Origin of the sequence: Corynebacterium sp. MSK150, from assembly GCF_030229215.1 — a bacterium.
Lineage (GTDB): Bacteria > Actinomycetota > Actinomycetes > Mycobacteriales > Mycobacteriaceae > Corynebacterium.
In genome coordinates this window covers 54598-72233 of record NZ_JASPHM010000010.1, presented here as the reverse complement: position 1 = coordinate 72233, position 17636 = coordinate 54598, and the positions used below count along the sequence as shown (strand labels likewise).

Below are 17636 nucleotides of genomic sequence, written 5' to 3'. Positions count from 1 at the left end.
TTAAGCATTTCCTCCAAGGGCATCGAGTGGGTTGGCTTTAGCTACGCGGCGGGTAGCAATAAGGGCGCCGGCCATGCCGAGGGCCCAGATGCCAACCGCGGGAACGGCGATGGTGCGCAGGGAAACATCGAAGGGCACGGTGCCGGAGGCAAGCGCGCCGAGCACCCAACCAACGACGGCGCCCACAATGGTGCCGGCAGCCAAGATGATGGCGGCCTGTGCCAGGGCATCGCGCAAGAGGTAGCGCACGGTGGCGCCGAGCGCGCTCAGGATGGACAGGTCGCGGGTGCGCTGGATGGTCCACACGGTCAAGAAAGCGACGGTGACCAGTGCGGAGATGCCGTACAAGAAGCCCTGCATGGTAAGCAGCGAGCCGCGCTCAGACTGATAGGCCGCCAAGCCGGAGAAGGACGTGGACACCTTCACGGAGCCTGGAACCTCTTGTTTATATAGCGCTGCCGTACCAATCACGCCTTGCGGAGCGTGGCTGATGCGCTGCCAAGTTTCGGTAGACGCCCATACCACCTCGGAGTGGGAGTACATGGTCTCTGGGACGGTGCCCTCCACCGAAAAGTCGGCGCCGCCTAGGGTGACGGTATCGGCCGCGTCGATGGACTCTGGCAGGAGCACTCCCTGCTCCGGGATGGTCTTATCGCTACCCGGAACCTGAGTGCCGGCCGGCAGGCTGAGGACGGCAACGCCGCCGTGGCCCTCCAGCTTGGTCTGGGCAGCGCCTAGAGGAATGCCATCGCTGACGATATCGCCAGCGTGTATCTCGGACTCGCTGAAGGAGGGATCCTCGGTGGAGAAGGAAATATATGGGTACTCCTCTTCCAGGGACTCCAACGCGGAAGTATTCTGCTTGGACAGGCCCTCCGTGAGGCCGGAGAGCATCACGAGTAGAAGGGTAATGAGCGCAACCGTGCCGCCGATGAGCGCGAAGCGGCCGCGCGCTGTGGTGATTTCTCTGATTGCTAGGAACATAGTTCTATATTCGCTTTATGCAGGTCAGAAGTAATCGGCCAGCTCGCTGAACCTCGAGTCAACCAAGTGGTTGATTCACGGTCACCCGTGCGCGGATATCCTGGGTGGTTGTGTTTAAAGGACAAAAACTATGGGTCTATGGCCTCCACGCCATGTTCGCGTTTCTGCTGGTATTCGGCGTGACGCGCGCCTATGTGGACGGCCGGCTCGATGCCCGGGTGATCGGCTTAGCCATCGCCCTCGCCGTGGTCTACTCCGCACAACGTTGGCTGCCCACATGGCTATGGCTAGGTGGGCTATGCGTGCTGTGGCTGGGCCTGATGGTCCATGCGCAAGATTTCATGTGGCTGGAATTCCCGCTCATTTTTGTCTTTCTGCGTGCTTTGCCCACCGTGCCTGGGTTGGTTTCCATCGCCGTGCTGTGGGCGGCGGCCGCCTTCATTCCCGCCTGGCTACACCCCGAGGGCTGGTCCATCGCTGCGGCCGTGGGCCCGCTTATCGGCACCGCCTTTGCGGCAACGGTCTTTTTCATCCAGCGACGCCTGCAGGCAGAAGCGGCGCACCACAGGGACATCGCCAAGCAGCTGCGCGAAACCCAAGCCGAGCTGGCCGCCAGCGAGCACCAAGCCGGCCGGCTAGAGGAGCGCGAGCGCCTCTCCCGGGAGATCCATGACACCGTCGCGCAAGGCCTCAGCTCCATCTTGTTGCTCTCCCGTGCGGCCCGCGGCACCGATGATCCCCGCACCAAAGAAGAGCAGCTGGCGGTCATCGAGGACGTCGCGAGCGAAAACCTGGCCGAGGCCCGCCGCTTCGTCCGCGAACTCGCCGGCCCCGATGAGCGGCTGGAAACCCAGCTCACCTCCCTGCTGTCCCAGATGCGCAGCCGTGTGAAAGCCTTGGGGAAAGAGACCACCTTTGAGCTGGTGGTTTCCGGCAGCGGCAAGGTGCCCGAACACATCAAAGAGGTCATCGTGCGCGCCGCGCAAGAGGGCCTGAATAACGTCATCAAACACGCCCACGCCTCGCGCGCGGTGGTTACGCTCGGCCTTTTCGAGGATGCGGTGACCTTGGACGTCGTTGATAATGGACGCGGACTATCCGCCTCCCCTGGCCCCGATGGCAAGGATCATGGTTTCGGGCTCACCGGCCTCCGCGGCCGCGTGGAAGCTGTGGGCGGCACCATGAACCTGGAATCCGGCGAAGGTACCGCCCTGGCCGTCCGTATCCCGCTGAAGGAGAAAAGCAATGGTTAATGTCATGCTGATTGATGATCACCCAGTGGTCCGCGCCGGCCTGCGTGCCATCCTCAATACCTTCTCCGATGTCGAGGTAGTCATGGAAGGCTCTACCGGCGCGGATGTGGATAAGCTCTTTACTGACAACGCCCCGCAGGTAGACGCCGTGGTCTGCGATATCCAGATGCCCGGCATGGATGGCATCGCGGCCACCAAGCGCGTGGTGGAGGCCGGCGGCCCACCGGTGCTCATCCTGACCACCTATGACACGCAGGCCGATATCCTTGCCGCCGTGGAGGCCGGCGCGATGGGCTATCTACTCAAGGATTCCCCGGAGCAGGCGCTGCACGAGGCCGTGCTCAATACCGCCGCGCACCGCCGCACCTTGGCGCCGGAGGTGGTAGATCTCCTGGCCCAGCGAGTGGGCCGGCCGCAAGAATCGCTCTCCACCCGCGAGCTAGAAATTCTTCGGGCGCTTTCCAGCGGTTCCTCCAATAAGGAGCTGGCCAAGCAGCTCTTCATCTCCGAAGCCACGGTCAAGACCCACCTCATCCATATCTTCCAGAAGTTGGGCGTGGAAACTCGCACCGCCGCGGTTACCGTGGCGCGGGAGAGAAAGCTCATTTAATGCTGGACTGCATAGTCATTGGCGCCGGCCAGGCTGGTCTTGCGGTGGGCTACTATCTGCGCAAGAAAGGGCTGGATTTTGTGATTCTGGACGCCGAGCCCGGCCCCGGCGCGGCCTGGCGCCACGCCTGGCCTTCGCTTACGCTCTTTAGCAATTCCGCCTCCTCTAACCTGCCGGGGTGGCCCATGCCCCACCACGAGGGCTTTCCGCCGGCCAGCCACGTTATCGACTATTTTGCGCGCTACGAGCAGCGCTATGAACTGCCCATTCGCCGGCCGGTCAGAGTGGATGAGGTGACCCATGATGGCGCATGCTTCCACGTCTTTGCCGGTACAGAGCATTTGACCGCGCGCACGGTCGTGGCAGCCACGGGAACGTGGTCCGCGCCCTTTATCCCCTACTACCCCGGCGATTTTGGCGGACAGCAATGGCATTCAGCTTTCTACCCAGGCCCAGAGGACTTTGTCGGATCCACCGTCGCGGTCGTGGGTGCGGCCAATTCCGGCGCCCAAATCGCGGCCGAGCTCCTGCTCTCTGGCGTGGAGACCACCTGGTATACCCGCAGCTCCCCGCGGTGGATGCCCGATGATGTTGACGGCCGGGTGCTCTTCCAGCGCAATCGCGCCCGCCTCAACGCCATGCTGCGTGGCGAGCCAGACCCCGGCGCGGATTCCAACCTAGGCGATATTGTGATGGTTCCACCGGTCCTACGCGCGCGGGATTCAGGCCTTTTGCAGGCCACTCCCATGTTTTCTTCGCTTGAAGAAGTCACTGCAGACCACCTCATATGGTGCACCGGTTTCCGGCCTGCCCTCCGGCCCATCCGCGGGCTCCTTGATGGCACCTCCCCCACCGTCGACGGCCTCTTCCTCGTGGGTTACGGCACATGGACCGGCCCCGGCTCCGCAACCATTACCGGGGTAAGCCCCTTTGCCAAGCAGACCGCGCACGACGTTGCGAATATATGTGACTAAAGCTATAGGTTAGTCCCAGCTGATTCGACTACACTGCCTTCACGCAGAGAGTGCGAAACGATTAGGGAAAGCTGGTCTATACATGTCTGCCTGGGATCTCTACGATGACCTCATCGATGCCATTCCCCGTGACATAGTGGTCTCCCGCGCCGCCCAAGGCCCGCGGTGGACCCGGGTATACACCGAAAGTCCTAGCTGCGGCATGGCCATGACCATGTCTGCCACCTCTCGCCCGGCCCAGATGCGCACCGAGTACACCGGCGTTCCTCTACGCGCCATCGCCCAGCTGGCCAAGAGCTGGAATTTTTCGGAGGCGTCCTTCGGCATGGCCGCGCTAAATTCCTACTACGCCACACCTTCCGTGGCCGGCGAGCATGGCTTTGCGCTTGCCGACGCCCCCTGGCCCCACATCTTCGATCCCTTCCGCAACGCCGTTGCTGGGAAGAAGGTCGCAGTCATTGGCCACTTCCCTTTTGCACCTAAAGCACTCAACCAGGCTGCGGATTTTTATATGCTGGAGCGCTCGCTCAATGAGGGCGACTATCCCGATTCCGCCGCCGAATACATCCTGCCCGAGTGCGATTATGTTTTTATTACCGGCTCTGCCTTTGTCAATAAAACTGCTCCCCGCCTGCTCGAGCTCTCCCGCGAGTCCTTCAATGTCGTCCTAGGCCCATCAACTCCCCTAGCCCCAGTACTGCTGGAAGACTACGGCGTATCGCAAGTCACCGGCATGGTTCCGTCCAATCCCGCAGGGATGTTTGAGGGCCTAGAGAAGGGTGATTCCCTCGATATGTTCAACTTCGGACACCGAGTCACCCTAGGGCGCTAAACAATCACTCCGGCCAAGATTACGGCAGCGAGAGCACCCAGGCCCGCCGCCGCAGTCCAGCCGATGAAGCGCACAGCTCGCAGCTGCGCCTTAAAACTGCTCCGGCTTAGCAGGAACGCACCCAAGGATGCGCCGAGGGTATTGAAGACCAAGTCGTCTACGTCGCTAAATCCCAACGAGAATACGTATTGGGTAATTTCGATACCCAGGCTGAGCGCCATCGCCAGAAGGATGGTTCCACCGCGGCCAAATCGGATGCGCCGCGAATTCTGTCCCAGCACCACCAGGCACGCCCCGAGTGGCATAAACAGCGCGATATTACCAAAGGTATTGGTCCACGGACCCCACCACGGATGAGGGTTATTAAACCCATTAAACATCTGCAAATCTAGGCTGCGGCGTGCGTGCGCAGACGCATCAACCACACCGGGGATATCTATAAAGGGCTTCCCCACCGTAGCCACCGCAATAGCCACGATGACAACCACGCAGGCTACGGCTGCACTGCGCCACAGCGTGCGCTTAGCAGGCATTCCACGCGCACCAATCTGGCGCGAGGTGCGGGTGGACATCGTGGTCATCGTCATGTTGTTCAAGCTAACAAGCGAGCCTGAAAAATCCCCGTGAGATTCGCTGTTAAATCTCTGCATCACATTTAACGTACGATGGTGATCATGAGCACGCTACTAGTTACTCGCAACGAAGATAAATCCGTTACGACCTCCTTTGAAGAGGGAGAGTTTTTCGGCGAAGGCGACCTTACCGTCGATGTGTCTTATTCTTCGCTGAACTACAAAGACGCCATGGCAATTGCCGGCGATCGTGGCGTCATGCGCACCAGCCCACTGGTTCCGGGCATCGACGTGGTCGGCACCGTTGCCGAGTCCAACGTGGAACGACTCCCGGTTGGCACCCTGGTAGCGTCCTTCGGCGATGGCCTCGGTGAATTCCGCCACGGCGGCTACACCCCGAAGCAGCGGGTGAATTCCCAGGCAACCGTTGCGTTGCCAGCAGACTTCACCGCAGAGCAGGCGGCCGCCGTGGGAACCGCAGGTTACACTGCCGCCCTGTGCGTTAATTCGTTGCGCGGGCTTCCCGATGGCCCCGTCTTGGTCACCGGCGCCACCGGTGGCGTAGGCTCCATCGCCGTGAATCTACTGTCCAATGCCGGTTACGAGGTCCACGCCATGACCGGCCGCCCAGATGACTATTCCCAGTACCTCCACGAGCTAGGCGCCCACACCATTGTGGACCGCGCCGAGTTCGCCGAGGCCGGAAAGCCCCTGCAGAAGGCTAGCTACGCCGGTGCCGTTGACACCTCCGGCTCCCACGTCCTAGCCAATGTTTTGGCCCGCACCGTATGGGGCGGCACTGTTGCCTCCACCGGTATGGCCGCCGGCCCAGACCTGCCCACTACCGTCTTGCCTTTCATTCTGCGCAACGTGCACCTCGCCGGCGTTAACTCTGTCGACGCCCCGCTGCACTACCGCCAGAACGCATGGCAGCTGCTCGCACGCAAGCTGGACCGGTCCATCCTTGAGTCTCTGACCAATACGATTCCTCTGTCGGACGTTGTCGAGGAATCCAAGTCCCTCCTCGAGGGCACCCACCACGGACGCACCGTCCTCAAGATTTCCTAGGCCACTCCTAGACACTCTTGCACGGCACCCGCCTTCTTGGCGGGTGCTTTTTGTATGCACGGCTACCCCGCGACGCGCTAGCTTTCCGACGTCCCCTCTTTAACTACCCCGCGTAGCAACGCGCGGGAAATCCTGCCCAAGGTTTGTAGGTCTTCATCACTAAGGGTACCCACCACGATTTCCTCGACTGCGGCGGTATGTCGCGCGATCGCCGCGTTGAAAGCGGCACTTCCCTTTTCCGTCACAGTGACTTCAACTGCACGGGTTCCTAACTCCGGCGCCTCGCGCCTGGAAACCAATTTTCGGTGTTCCATGCGCACCAGCTGACGATGCAGCCGCGACTTCTCCCACCGGAGTTCCGCCGCCAATTCATGCGGGCGTGTAGGAATCTGGCGGCGACGATACAGAACGGCCAAAACCGCGTAGTCTGCCTCACTCAAACTAGAGCCACTCTGCAGCTCTCCAGAAAGCCGCGCGTGGAGCGCCTCTTGCATGGCAACAAAGTCAGCCCACGCCGCACTCTGCTCCACACGCATCGCATTCCTCCTTTGGTTCTCCTTCTTTCACCAGTCTATACTGCGCAGTTGATCTAGCAACTCATCGGCTTGTCGAGAGTTGATACACCAACTCCCACTACTGAATAGGGATGTAGGTCTAAGAGAGCCACAATTTCACAAACCCATACCTTTGCTAGCGAAAACACTTTAATTTTCCTTTTGAATACCTATCTGCTGGTACTCACTATTGTTTGAGTAGGTATGTTCTTGACCTGAAAATTAAATAATGAAGCAAATACCCGCGACAAAAATGCGACTGTGAAGGCAATGACTGCTCCGGCAGAGGAGACCGCAGCGTTTAGAATGGCAAGCATGGATAAGCTATTTAGCACGTGCGGTTTCGACTTCGTGGATATGGAAGAACTCATTGGGGAGCTGCCCACCGACCACGACATGTGGGATGCGCCCGGATTTGATCGAGTACTATTCCACGCCGACCCGTCCGACATGGCGGTCACCGCTATGGAGTACGAAGGGGAGTGGGCCGCAGTTCCTTCCTACCGGGGCGGGGAAGAGGCACCGGGCACGATATATCGCGCAACGCCTTATATCGGCATTGTGGAAACGGGGGATTTACAGTTCGCAGCGTTGGCGGATGCGCCCTTCGCCCTGCCGGCAGGCAACCCAGTCGGAGGAGAAAAGCTCCAGGGACAGGTGCGGCCAGCGGTTGTGGCATTGAAGTACGAGGTAGGGGAGCCGGAAGAGTTTTCCTTGACTTCGCCTGCTACCGAGCGCTTCTACCGAAACTTCAAGCCCAGCATGCTCAACCCGCAGGTGGAAGTGGCGGGGACTATCGGGGGCGTCGCCAAGCACAGCAATGAGCTGGGCATGGGGGAGTTTTGGGTATGCGACCTCGACGGCCTCCCGCTCATTGTGAACGAGAAGCTGGAGGTCGGTCAGGGGATCCGGGCGCACGGCATTGCGCTGTGCGCCACGGAATTTTGGGACGAGTAACTACTTGACCACGAGGTTGACCATGCGGCCCGGAACGTAGATCTTCTTCACCACGTTCTTGCCGTTGGTCAGATCGGCAATCTTTGCGTCGGCGAGGGCAACGTCAAAGACCGCGTCCTGGTCCGCATCAGCGGCCACGTTGATCCGGGCCTTGACCTTGCCGTTGATCTGAACCGGCACCTCAATCTCGTCGTCTACCAGGTATTTTTCCTCAAAAGTGGGGAAGGGCTGGTAGGTGATGGTCTCGTCATGGCCGAATCGCTGCCACAGTTCCTCCGCGATATGCGGGGCAATGGGGGAGACCAACTGTGCGATCGGCTCCACGGCGGCGCGCGGGGCCTCGGTGCGGTAGGTCTTAGTCAGGTAGTTGACGTACTCGATGAGCTTGGCCACCACGGTATTAAGCCGCAGGTTCTCGTAATCATCGCGCACGCCTGCGATGGTGCGGTGGAGCTGCTTGAGGTCATCTTCACTCAAGGCGGCGTCGGTAGTGGCCAGCTCGCCGGTGTCCTCATTGACGGCTAGGCGCCACAGGCGCTGCAAGAAGCGCTGGGAGCCTACGACGTCCTTGGTAGCCCACGGGCGAGACGTATCCAGCGGACCCATGGACATCTCGTAAACGCGCAAGGTATCGGCACCGAAGTCGCGGCAAATATCGTCCGGAGCCACGGCATTCTTGAGGGACTTGCCCATCTTGCCATACTCCTGATTGACCTCTTCGCCGTCGTAGTAGAATTTGCCGTCCTTTTCCTCTACTTCAGCGGCCGGAACGTACACGCCGCGGGAATCCGTGTAGGCATAGGCCTGGATATAGCCCTGGTTGTACAGGCGGCGGTAGGGCTCTTGGGAGCTAACAAAGCCCAGGTCAAAGAGCACCTTATGCCAGAAGCGGGAGTAGAGCAGGTGCAGCACGGCGTGCTCGACGCCGCCGACGTAGAGGTCCACGCCGCCCGAGTCCTGCGGGCCATGCTGCTCCGGACGCGGGCCGGTCCAGTAGCGCTCGTTTTCGATATCGCAGAATGCCTCATCATTGCGGGGATCGATATAGCGCAGCTGGTACCAGGAAGAACCCGCCCACTGCGGCATAACGTTGGTATCGCGGAAATAGGTCTGTGGACCGTCGCCCAGATCCAGCTCTACCTCGACCCAATCGCGCACCTTTGCCAGCGGTGGTTGTGGCTCGGAATCCTTGTCCTCGGGATCAAAGGAAACTGGCTTATAGTCTTCCACCTCTGGTAGCTCTACCGGCAGCATGGATTCCGGCAGGGCGTGGGCAAAGCCGTCCTTGTCGTAGACGATGGGGAAGGGCTCGCCCCAGTAACGCTGGCGGGCGAAGAGCCAATCGCGCAGCTTGTACTGCACCTTTTCGCGGCCAGAGTCGTCCTTTTCCAGCCATTCAATGGCCGCGGCAATGGCCTCGGCCTTATTCAGGCCGTTAAGATCCAGGCCTTTGTCGTTGGAGGAATTAACCAGCGCGCCGTCCTCGGTCCAGGCTTCTTCCTCCACGTTTCCGCCAGAGACAACCTCCGTAATAGGTAGGCCGAAGGCCTGGGCAAACTCGTAGTCACGGGTGTCATGCGCCGGAACTGCCATGATGGCGCCGGTGCCGTAGCCGGTCAGGACATAGTCCGCGATGAAGATCGGGACCTTCTTCCCAGAAACCGGGTTGGTGGCATAAGTACCCAGGAAGACGCCAGTCTTTTCCTTGTTCTCCTGGCGCTCCAGGTCGGACTTGGCGGCAATATCGGTGCGGTAGGACTCCACGGCCTCCTTCGGATCATCGTGGCCATAGGTCCAACGCTCATCCACGTCATCGTCATAAGGGATGGGGGAGAGGAGGGCGTCGACAAGCTCGTGCTCTGGGGCCAGCACCACGTACTCGGCACCGAAGAGGGTATCCGGGCGGGTGGTAAAGACCTCAATCTCGTAGCCCTCGGCAGGGAAGGAGACCTCTGCGCCGCGGGAACGGCCGATCCAATTGCGCTGCATGGACTTGACCTTGTCCGGCCAATCCAAAAGCTCCAGATCATCCAGCAAGCGATCGGAGTAGGCGGTAATGCGCATCATCCACTGCGAAAGGTTCTTGCGGAAGACCGGGAAATTGCCGCGCTCGGACTTGCCCTCAGCGGTGACCTCCTCATTTGCCAGCACGGTACCCAAGCCCGGGCACCAATTCACCGTGGAATTAGACAGGTAGACCAGGCGGAATTCATCGATGGCCGCGGCCTTTTCCTCTTCGGTGAGGTCCTCGTAGTAGCGGCCATCCTTAGTGGTGCGCTTATTGGCCTCCAGCTCCTTGATGAGCTCTGCAATCGGGCGCGCCTTCTGCTGCTCCTCATCGAACCAAGAGTTATAAATTTGCAGGAAGATCCACTGCGTCCACTTGAAGAACTCCGGATCGGTTGATTCCACGGAGCGGCGCGGATCGTGGCCCAGGCCCAACATGCCCAGCTGGCGGCGCATGTTTTCAATATTCGCCTCGGTGGTGGTGCGCGGGTGGGTACCGGTCTGGATGGCGTACTGCTCGGCCGGCAGGCCGAAGGCATCGTAGCCCAAGGTGTGCAACACGTTCTTGCCCAGCATGCGGTTATAGCGGGCGTACGTATCGGTGGCGATATATCCCAGTGGGTGTCCCACGTGCAGGCCCGCACCGGAAGGGTAGGGGAACATATCCTGCACATTGAGCTTTTCCTTAGGCAACTCGCCCGCATCGGTGGCGAGCTCGCCTACCGGGTTCGGGGCATTAAAGGTGCCATTGTCTTTCCAGTACTGCTGCCAGGTCTTCTCGATCTGGTTCGCCAGCTCCGGGGTATAGCGGTACGAAGTGGAATCGCTCTGGGTAGTCATAATCACACAGTGTAATAGCCGCATCCCGGCGCGGGGTAGTTCGCTATGCTTTCCGCGTTCTGCTTGGCACGCACATCCAAAATCCCCGCCGTAATCGCCCCCGGTTTTCGCGCCATTTCCGCCGCTCGCAGCCAAAATGCAGATCTGCATGAAAATGATCTAGGCTGGGGTAAATGAGCCAGGAGAAGTTTCGCAGCCAGCTATCATCTTTTGCAGACGCAGCGGTATTTCAGGGGATCCCGCACCTGCGCCTCTCCCCAGCTACCAACACATTGGAGCTGTACCTACCGGCCGTAACCGCAGGTTATGAGCCAGAAGATCCCCAGTGGACCGTGACCGCACAGCTGCTCGACGGCAGCGAGGACACCCGCAAGTTCTACTACGTGGAGGGCGAGGAGCCCGGCTTGTGGATCAGCATGCCGCGTGCCTTTAGCCACCTCAGCGTTTCCTTTGAGGAGCACACCTTGGAGTTTGCCGGCGTGGCCAATGGCGGATTGCTGCTCGATTCCACCCATCGCCCAATCGATACCACCACAGCGGTAGCCAAGGGTTCTTATACCTTCATCGCCCCCACCGGCACGGAGCTTGCTAAGGCCAAGGTCGGCGAGGCCCGTCCCCACGGTGCATGGGAGGGCTGGACCATCGCCCCGGTCGAGGTCAGCCAGTCTTTCACCGTGGAGGTTCCGCGCCAAGAATCCGCGACCATCAAGGTGTCCGGCAGCCCTGATTTTGCCTGGGACATGGCCGTGAAGACGCTACCTAATGCCCATGGCCTAGATGGTGAACTGGTCTATACCCAGTCCCCGCGGGTCATCGCCAATACGGAACTCAGCATGGAGCTGGCCTATGTCCCCATTGGTGGGGAAGAGGAGGCCGTGCTGGAGGATGAACTACCGGAGGGCATTCACGAGGTACTTCCCGCAGACGCCTTCGAGGATCCCTGGGTGGGCCGCTACCGCTTCACCCTGTACAAGGACGAGGAACTGGTGGATATCCAGTACCTCAATTTTGCGGAGTCGCTGCACATGCGTGCCAAGAACGAGGGCCCGCGCGGCACCAACTTTCGCTTTATCGATGCCCTGGGCAACCTTTCGCCGTTTAGCTATGCCTTGGCTTCTGCGCCGGGCAAGGCTATCCAAATGGAAAAGGGCCAGCGCGTCTTTGGCGAGGACGAAAGCGTGCGCGAGGAGACCGTCGGCAGTGAGGCCGGCTATGAGCTGACCTTCCAGGTGGAGCCGGCGACGATTCGTACTCGAGTCAAACGCACCGCGGCCGAGCCCGTGGATTACCTGGATAAGCAGGTCATCCTGGCGGACCAGCTCGATGCGGATGCACTTTTTACCATTCATTCTCCGGAGCCACTGCCGCTGGCAAAGTTCGTGGTTATTGATAAGAACCAGAAGATTAGGGACCTGGTCACCGCCAATGGCTCAACGGAAGCGGCCACCAGCCTATCCGTACCCAACCGCGCGCTGAAGTCGGCACTGACGAAGAAGACCTCGCTGGAGCTTTACCTCCTGTGGTCCACGTTGTCCTATGAGGAGTACCTCGAAGGACTGCCGGAAAAGGAGCGCGCAGCGCACCAAAAGCGCAGCTTTGAGCGGCGCGTCATGGAATATGAGGCCACCGCGGCCAGCGACCTCATTTATGCCGCCATCGCCACCGTGCGCAAGGCACCGTTGGTCGCCCGCGCAACCATTGAGGACGGCATCCTCGTCCCCGAGCAGGCGCACGAGGAGGAGGTAGAGCTATTGGCTTGGGCGTGGCCGCTGGGCAATCCCGCGGGCGAGCCGCTACCGCTGGAGCCCACTGAGGAAGGCTTTGAGCTGCCCGAGGAGCTGCTGGACGCCGGCCACCTCATCGTGGACTTCCGCGAGGATGAGCCGGCCAGCGACTTGGCCGCACCGCAGTACCCGCCGGCTAGCGCTCTTATCATCTTCCACGACGGTGAAACCGAAAACACCGAGGGTATGTGGCCTGCCTACGCGGCCATGCGCCGCCTCGCACCCAAGGCCAAGGAAACCTTCGAGGGAATCATCAAGGAGATTGAGGCCGATCCGCGCGCCAGCATGGATGCACTTATGGCCGCGGAATTTGAGCCGGGGCAGCGCATGCGCGCCTTTGTCCGCACCGGCTTGGTCTCCCGCACCTTCCGCCGCGAGGAGCCGGCCGGCGAGCCTTCCTCGCTCTTGGCCGCGCTTGCCGACGCCGCCTATGACTACGTCGAAGCCCACGGCTCCGCCTCCCTCGCACGCGTGCCGTCCACCGGCATCGACGATGTCACCCGCCCCATGCTGCTGATGAGCGCAACAGGCGAGGCACCTACACCAGCAACGGACAGCGACCAGCTCTGCGATGATGCCCACCGCATCGCCGCACTGCGCGAGTGCTTTGCCAATGACCTTGCGCTCACCCGCCTCGGCACCATTTCCAAGCTGCGTAGCACCGCAATGCAGCTGCGGGTGACGCTGCAACAGCTGGGCGTCGATAAGTCCGTGCTGCATACCCTGCTCGCGCTGGACGCCTTTGGCGATGGCAATTCGGAGCTCGGCGATTCCGCCTGGATGCCGTTTATTTCCTACGTCTTTGCCATCACGGCGCGCGGCGTGGCCAATGGCAAGCTGGCGGACCCTGCTTTCGCCGCCACGCTTGACGACGCCCTCCCGCAGCTCGCCGAGGCCGTCTCCCTCGCCCCGCAGCTTTTCTACCGCGATATTCTCACCGCGGAGGCGCTCACACTCAGCTAGGGTGACAGGCATGCAGGTCATCTCCACCAATGTCGCCGTCCGCCGGCCGGACCCGAGCGGGCGGCATGAGTTCTCGGGCATCGACAAAAAGCCGCAGGACTTTATCGATCTGGTGCCACCCGGACCCCATTATGGCGATGGGTCCGGCGTGCGTGGCGATATAATTGGTGACACCCAACATCACGGCGGCAACGATAAAGCCGTCTACGCCTACTCCCGCGAGGAACTGGATTACTGGCAATCCGAGCTTTCCCGCCCGCTGGCCTCCGGCGGCTTTGGCGAAAATCTCACCACGCAGGGCATCGATCTGTCTGCTCTACTCATCAATCAGCGCCTGCGCATCGGCACCGCCGTGCTTGAGGTCTCCGTACCTCGTCAACCGTGTGCCACCTTCGCCGGCTGGCTAGGGGAGCGCGGCTGGCTCAAGCGCTGGACCGCGCGTGGCGACTGCGGCACCTACCTGCGCATCATTTCCCCCGGCCGCATCTGCCCCGGCGATGTCATTGAGCTGGATACCCCGCCCAGCCACGACATCACCATGCGCATGGCCTTTGCCGCCAAGATGGGCGACCGCGCCCTGGCCCGGCGCGTTATCGATGCTGGCTGCCTGCCCACTCACCAACAGAACTCGCTTCGCACCTAGTTACACAAGCACTTATAGTCCGCCATCAAGATGCGCATAAGCTTCGCTGCCCGCCGCCCCAACCTCTTAAGCGTTCCCATCAATTTCGGCAGTGCTCGGAAGATATCCGCCCGTCCCGCGTCCTCATATCGGGCTCGTCATTGCCCGGCCCTAGGCCTGCAGGCCAGGCACCAGTGGCTTGTACTCGGCGCTATGGGAAGCCGCAGAGGCCCACAGTAGGGACCGGGACCGTTAGTCGGCACATCCCTGCACAGCGAGTCTAGACGCATACTCTACTTCCGGAACCGCAGGCCACGTCACGACGTTTAGCTTGCCAAGAGTCCAGCACAGTCTTCTCGCCCGGAGTGCGCGCATAACAAAAGCACGCCAGCACTGAGTGCTGGCGTGCTTTTCATGCTGAGTGCGAAGTAGGGGAGCGTAACTGTGTTACTCGCCCTTTTCAAAGCTCAGATGGTGCCCCTTCGCCTTAGGGAAGCGGCCGTGCACGAAGAAGTAATAGATAGCGGCAATGACCACGAGACCCGCGAGAATGAGATACATCGTGTCGAAGCCCGTTGCCGCAACGATGGGGCCCAGGCCGAATGGAGCCAGGCCAATGCCGAGGTCCATGAGCAGGAACATGGTGGAGATGCCCGCGCCCATTTGCGCGGCAGGCACCGAGCGCACGGAGATGGCTTGGCAGGCGGGGCTGAGGGTGCCGAAGCCCAACCCGGTGCAGGCGCCCGCGACCACCAGCATGACGTCATTGGTGGGGAAGCCCATGAGCAGCAGCGCCACGACAAAGGCGGCCAAGCCGAGGTACATCACGGCATTATCACCCTTATGGTCCTGGATGCGCCCCAAGACGAAGCGCATGATGAGCATCGTGACCGCATAGCCAATGAAGAACAGCCCTGCGCCGGTGGCCAGGTCTTCCTTGCGTGCGTAGGCGTTGAGATAGGTCACCACGCCGGAGTAGGCAATGCCAACTAGGAGCATGAATAGCCCGATGGGAACCACGTTGGGGTGCACGGCATTGCGCAACTTAAAGGCCGGCTTTTCGGAGGAAACTTCGGCCGGATAGCGCAGCACCACGGCCAGGATCAGGGAAACGATATTTGCGCCAAGGGCGACGGCAAAAAGCGTGTTGTAGCCGATGTTATTGGCCAAGAACAGGCCGATAGCTGGACCAAACGCGGTTGCCAGGGTAGTGCCCAAGGCGAAGTATCCGGTGCCTTCCGCACGGCGTTCGTGTGGGATAACAGACTGAGCCACCGCCATGAGTGCGGTGGAGGTCAAGGCATAGCCCGCGCCGTGCACCATTCGCACGATAATCAAGATCGCAACATTATGCGCAAAAAAATACGCCACAGCTACAACTGTGACGAAGGCCAGTGAAGTTAAGGCCGCCTTCTTGTGTCCCACGCGGTCCACGATCCAGCCGGAGAACACGCGCATGCACGTCGCGCCCAGAACAAAGGCACTGGAGGCGAAACCACCCACGGTATCCGATGCCCCGAAACTCTCTACCGCGTAGAGGGCCATGGTGGTTACGGACAGGTAGAAGACCAAGAACTGACAAAAGTTAGCCACCCACGCGAGGACAAACGTAGGCGTAATCAGCCGCGGCTTAGCCGCTGCAGATTCTGTAGACGTCATATACTCACTCCAAATAACAAAAAGAAAATTCCCTCTCCACGTGCTGGCCATAAGGCCACGCATCGCAGATGAAGGAAATAGAAATTAAATTTTACGGAGAGGAACTATACGCCCCGCAGGCTGCAAAGGTTAATTGAAAAGCTTTCCAGGCCCTTACCGACGCCGCCCGTACACGGGCGGCTACCGACAATCGCTACACCTTGAACTGGAAAAATGCTACGCACTGGGTAGGTAGCGTTGACTTATTCGCGCTTAAGAAAAGTTCTTGAATCTTAGGCGCCGGCATAAGGATCACGGATACCCAAGTACTGCACCGAGGTATATTCTTCAATACCTTCGGCGCCGCCTTCGCGCCCTAAACCAGAGTGCTTGACGCCACCGAATGGGGCAGCGGCATTGGAGATGACACCGGCATTGAATCCCATCAGCCCAAACTCGAGGCCGTCGGCAACGCGCCAGAGGCGATCGGAATCCTCCGTATATACATAGGAGGCAAGTCCGTACTCCGTATCGTTCGCAATCTCTAGCGCTTCCGATTCATCCTTGAAGGTTAGGATGGGCGCGACCGGTCCAAAAATTTCTTCCTGAGCCACGCGAGTTTCACGTGAAACATTGCTCAGGATAGTGGGTGCATAGAAGTGACCCTCGCCCTCGCCGCGGGTGCCACCGGTGACAACGGTCGCTCCCTTGTCCACCGCATCCTCAACCAGGGATGCAACATTGTCGAGTGCCTTAGCCTCAATCAGCGGACCACACGTCACACCTTCGTCCATGCCATTACCGACGACGAGTTTCTCAAACTCTGCTGCCAGCTTTTGCGTAAACTCCTCCGCCACGGACTCGTGCACCAAGAAGCGGTTGGCCGCAGTGCAGGCCTCGCCAATATTGCGCATCTTCGCGCCCATGGCTCCCGCAACCGCTTGGTCAATATCCGCATCCTCGAAAACAATGAACGGTGCATTACCGCCGAGCTCCATAGAGGTGCGCAAGACATTATCCGCGGCACCCTTAAGAAGGGTTTTGCCCACTGGGGTAGAACCGGTGAAGGAGAGCTTGCGCAAGCGGGCGTCGGCAACCAAGGGCTCCGAAATGGCCGAAGCGGAGCTGCCGGAGACCACATTGAGCACGCCCTGTGGCAGGCCGGCATCGAGCATGGTTTGTGCGAAGTACTGCGTGGTGAGTGGCGTCAGCTTGGCCGGCTTCAGGACCATGGTGCACCCCGCCGCAACGGCCGGGGCAACCTTTCGGGTGGCCATGGCGAGGGGGAAGTTCCATGGAGTAATCAATAGGCACGGGCCCACGGGCTTGCGGCGGGTAATCATGCGCAAGGTGCCTTCCGGGACGGGGGAGTAGCGGCCATAATCGCGCGTGGCTTCCTCACTAAACCACCGCAAATATTCCGCACCATAGGTAACCTCACCTTGCGACTCGGCAAAGGGCTTTCCCATCTCAAGAGTCATCAGGGTGGCGAACTCATCGGCGCGCTCGTGTACCAATTCAAAGGCGCGGCGTAGAATATCAGCGCGCTCGCGCGGAGTGGTGCGCACCCACTCATCTTGGGCCACACAGGCAGCATCGAGGGCAGCCACCGCATCATCAGAATCCGCTGACGACAGCGTGGCGATAGTCGCACCCGTCGCCGGGTTTTCTACGTCAAAGGTCTCCCCGGAAGACGCGTCGCGCCACTGGCCACCAATCAATAGCTGGGTGGGGACCTTCGCTAGTAGTTCCTTCTGGTCGATGCTCATATTCATCACCTTTCTCCATTGCGTGATTGCACCCCACAGTACCGCGAATCAATAGTCGGCCATCTTGGTCCTGCGCCAAGTATGAACGCATAGGGTAGAGGGCGAATATTTTTATCGATTATCTTCCAAGCTATAGAAATGTAGGTTAGTATGACCGTTATGAAGAAGATGATTACTGCTTGGTGGTGGCGCGCGTAACCCGCGGGCCT

At 60.2% G+C, this 17636-nt stretch carries 14 protein-coding genes; 8 read left to right on the top strand and 6 right to left on the bottom strand.

What is annotated here, in order from left to right; genetic code table 11:
- On the bottom strand, window positions 1–984 hold the full coding sequence (locus QP941_RS07755) for an ABC transporter permease (protein WP_284868595.1): 984 nt from the start codon (window positions 982–984) through the stop codon (window positions 1–3).
- Window positions 985–1088: 104 nt separating this feature from the next.
- Between QP941_RS07755 and QP941_RS07750 the strand changes: the two genes are divergently transcribed.
- The 4 genes from QP941_RS07750 (at window position 1089) to QP941_RS07735 (ending at window position 4653) form a co-directional block, all read left to right on the top strand.
- The gene (locus tag QP941_RS07750) at window positions 1089–2237 is read left to right on the top strand and encodes a sensor histidine kinase (protein WP_502869202.1); all 1149 of its coding nucleotides are present in this window, start codon (window positions 1089–1091) and stop codon (window positions 2235–2237) included.
- Window positions 2230–2847 carry a response regulator gene (locus QP941_RS07745; protein ID WP_239279010.1) on the top strand — a complete coding sequence of 206 codons (618 nt, stop codon included), beginning with the start codon at window positions 2230–2232 and terminating at the stop codon, window positions 2845–2847. The genes QP941_RS07750 and QP941_RS07745 overlap by 8 nt, the downstream gene beginning before the upstream one ends.
- The gene (locus tag QP941_RS07740) at window positions 2847–3821 is read left to right on the top strand and encodes an NAD(P)-binding domain-containing protein (RefSeq protein WP_284868594.1); all 975 of its coding nucleotides are present in this window, start codon (window positions 2847–2849) and stop codon (window positions 3819–3821) included. The genes QP941_RS07745 and QP941_RS07740 overlap by 1 nt, the downstream gene beginning before the upstream one ends.
- Window positions 3822–3903: 82 nt before the next feature.
- Window positions 3904–4653: a DUF364 domain-containing protein gene (locus tag QP941_RS07735; protein WP_239279007.1), complete on the top strand. Its 750-nt coding sequence runs from the start codon at window positions 3904–3906 to the stop codon at window positions 4651–4653.
- On the opposite strand, the gene QP941_RS07730 is transcribed toward QP941_RS07735, so the two are convergent.
- On the bottom strand, window positions 4650–5240 hold the full coding sequence (locus QP941_RS07730; protein ID WP_284844531.1) for a VanZ family protein: 591 nt from the start codon (window positions 5238–5240) through the stop codon (window positions 4650–4652). The two genes, QP941_RS07735 and QP941_RS07730, sit on opposite strands and share 4 nt — an antisense overlap.
- Before the next feature lie 78 nt (window positions 5241–5318).
- Between QP941_RS07730 and QP941_RS07725 the strand changes: the two genes are divergently transcribed.
- The gene (locus QP941_RS07725) at window positions 5319–6293 is read left to right on the top strand and encodes an MDR family oxidoreductase (protein ID WP_284868593.1); all 975 of its coding nucleotides are present in this window, start codon (window positions 5319–5321) and stop codon (window positions 6291–6293) included.
- 77 nt (window positions 6294–6370) lie between these two features.
- Here QP941_RS07725 and QP941_RS07720 read toward each other — a convergent pair whose 3' ends face one another.
- Window positions 6371–6829 (bottom strand): MarR family winged helix-turn-helix transcriptional regulator, encoded by a 459-nt coding sequence (locus QP941_RS07720; RefSeq protein WP_284868592.1) that lies wholly within the window; start codon window positions 6827–6829, stop codon window positions 6371–6373.
- Window positions 6830–7162: 333 nt separating this feature from the next.
- Between QP941_RS07720 and QP941_RS07715 the strand changes: the two genes are divergently transcribed.
- On the top strand, window positions 7163–7804 hold the full coding sequence (locus QP941_RS07715) for a hypothetical protein (RefSeq protein WP_284815075.1): 642 nt from the start codon (window positions 7163–7165) through the stop codon (window positions 7802–7804).
- Here QP941_RS07715 and leuS read toward each other — a convergent pair whose 3' ends face one another.
- Complete coding sequence (gene leuS / locus QP941_RS07710) at window positions 7805–10651, bottom strand: leucine--tRNA ligase (RefSeq protein WP_284868591.1); 2847 nt, start codon at window positions 10649–10651, stop codon at window positions 7805–7807.
- A gap of 173 nt (window positions 10652–10824) precedes the next feature.
- On the opposite strand from leuS, the gene QP941_RS07705 reads away from it, so the two are divergent.
- Together QP941_RS07705 and QP941_RS07700 are read left to right on the top strand one after the other, a co-directional pair.
- Window positions 10825–13398: a hypothetical protein gene (locus QP941_RS07705; protein ID WP_225746244.1), complete on the top strand. Its 2574-nt coding sequence runs from the start codon at window positions 10825–10827 to the stop codon at window positions 13396–13398.
- Between the two features lie 10 nt (window positions 13399–13408).
- Window positions 13409–14041, top strand: coding sequence for an MOSC domain-containing protein (locus QP941_RS07700; protein ID WP_284868590.1), 633 nt, complete (start codon window positions 13409–13411; stop codon window positions 14039–14041).
- A gap of 426 nt (window positions 14042–14467) precedes the next feature.
- On the opposite strand, the gene QP941_RS07695 is transcribed toward QP941_RS07700, so the two are convergent.
- Together QP941_RS07695 and QP941_RS07690 are read right to left on the bottom strand one after the other, a co-directional pair.
- Window positions 14468–15679 (bottom strand): MFS transporter, encoded by a 1212-nt coding sequence (locus QP941_RS07695; protein WP_284868589.1) that lies wholly within the window; start codon window positions 15677–15679, stop codon window positions 14468–14470.
- A 272-nt stretch (window positions 15680–15951) separates the two neighbouring features.
- The gene (locus QP941_RS07690; RefSeq protein ID WP_502869201.1) at window positions 15952–17433 is read right to left on the bottom strand and encodes an NAD-dependent succinate-semialdehyde dehydrogenase; all 1482 of its coding nucleotides are present in this window, start codon (window positions 17431–17433) and stop codon (window positions 15952–15954) included.
- Window positions 17434–17636 lie beyond the last annotated feature (203 nt).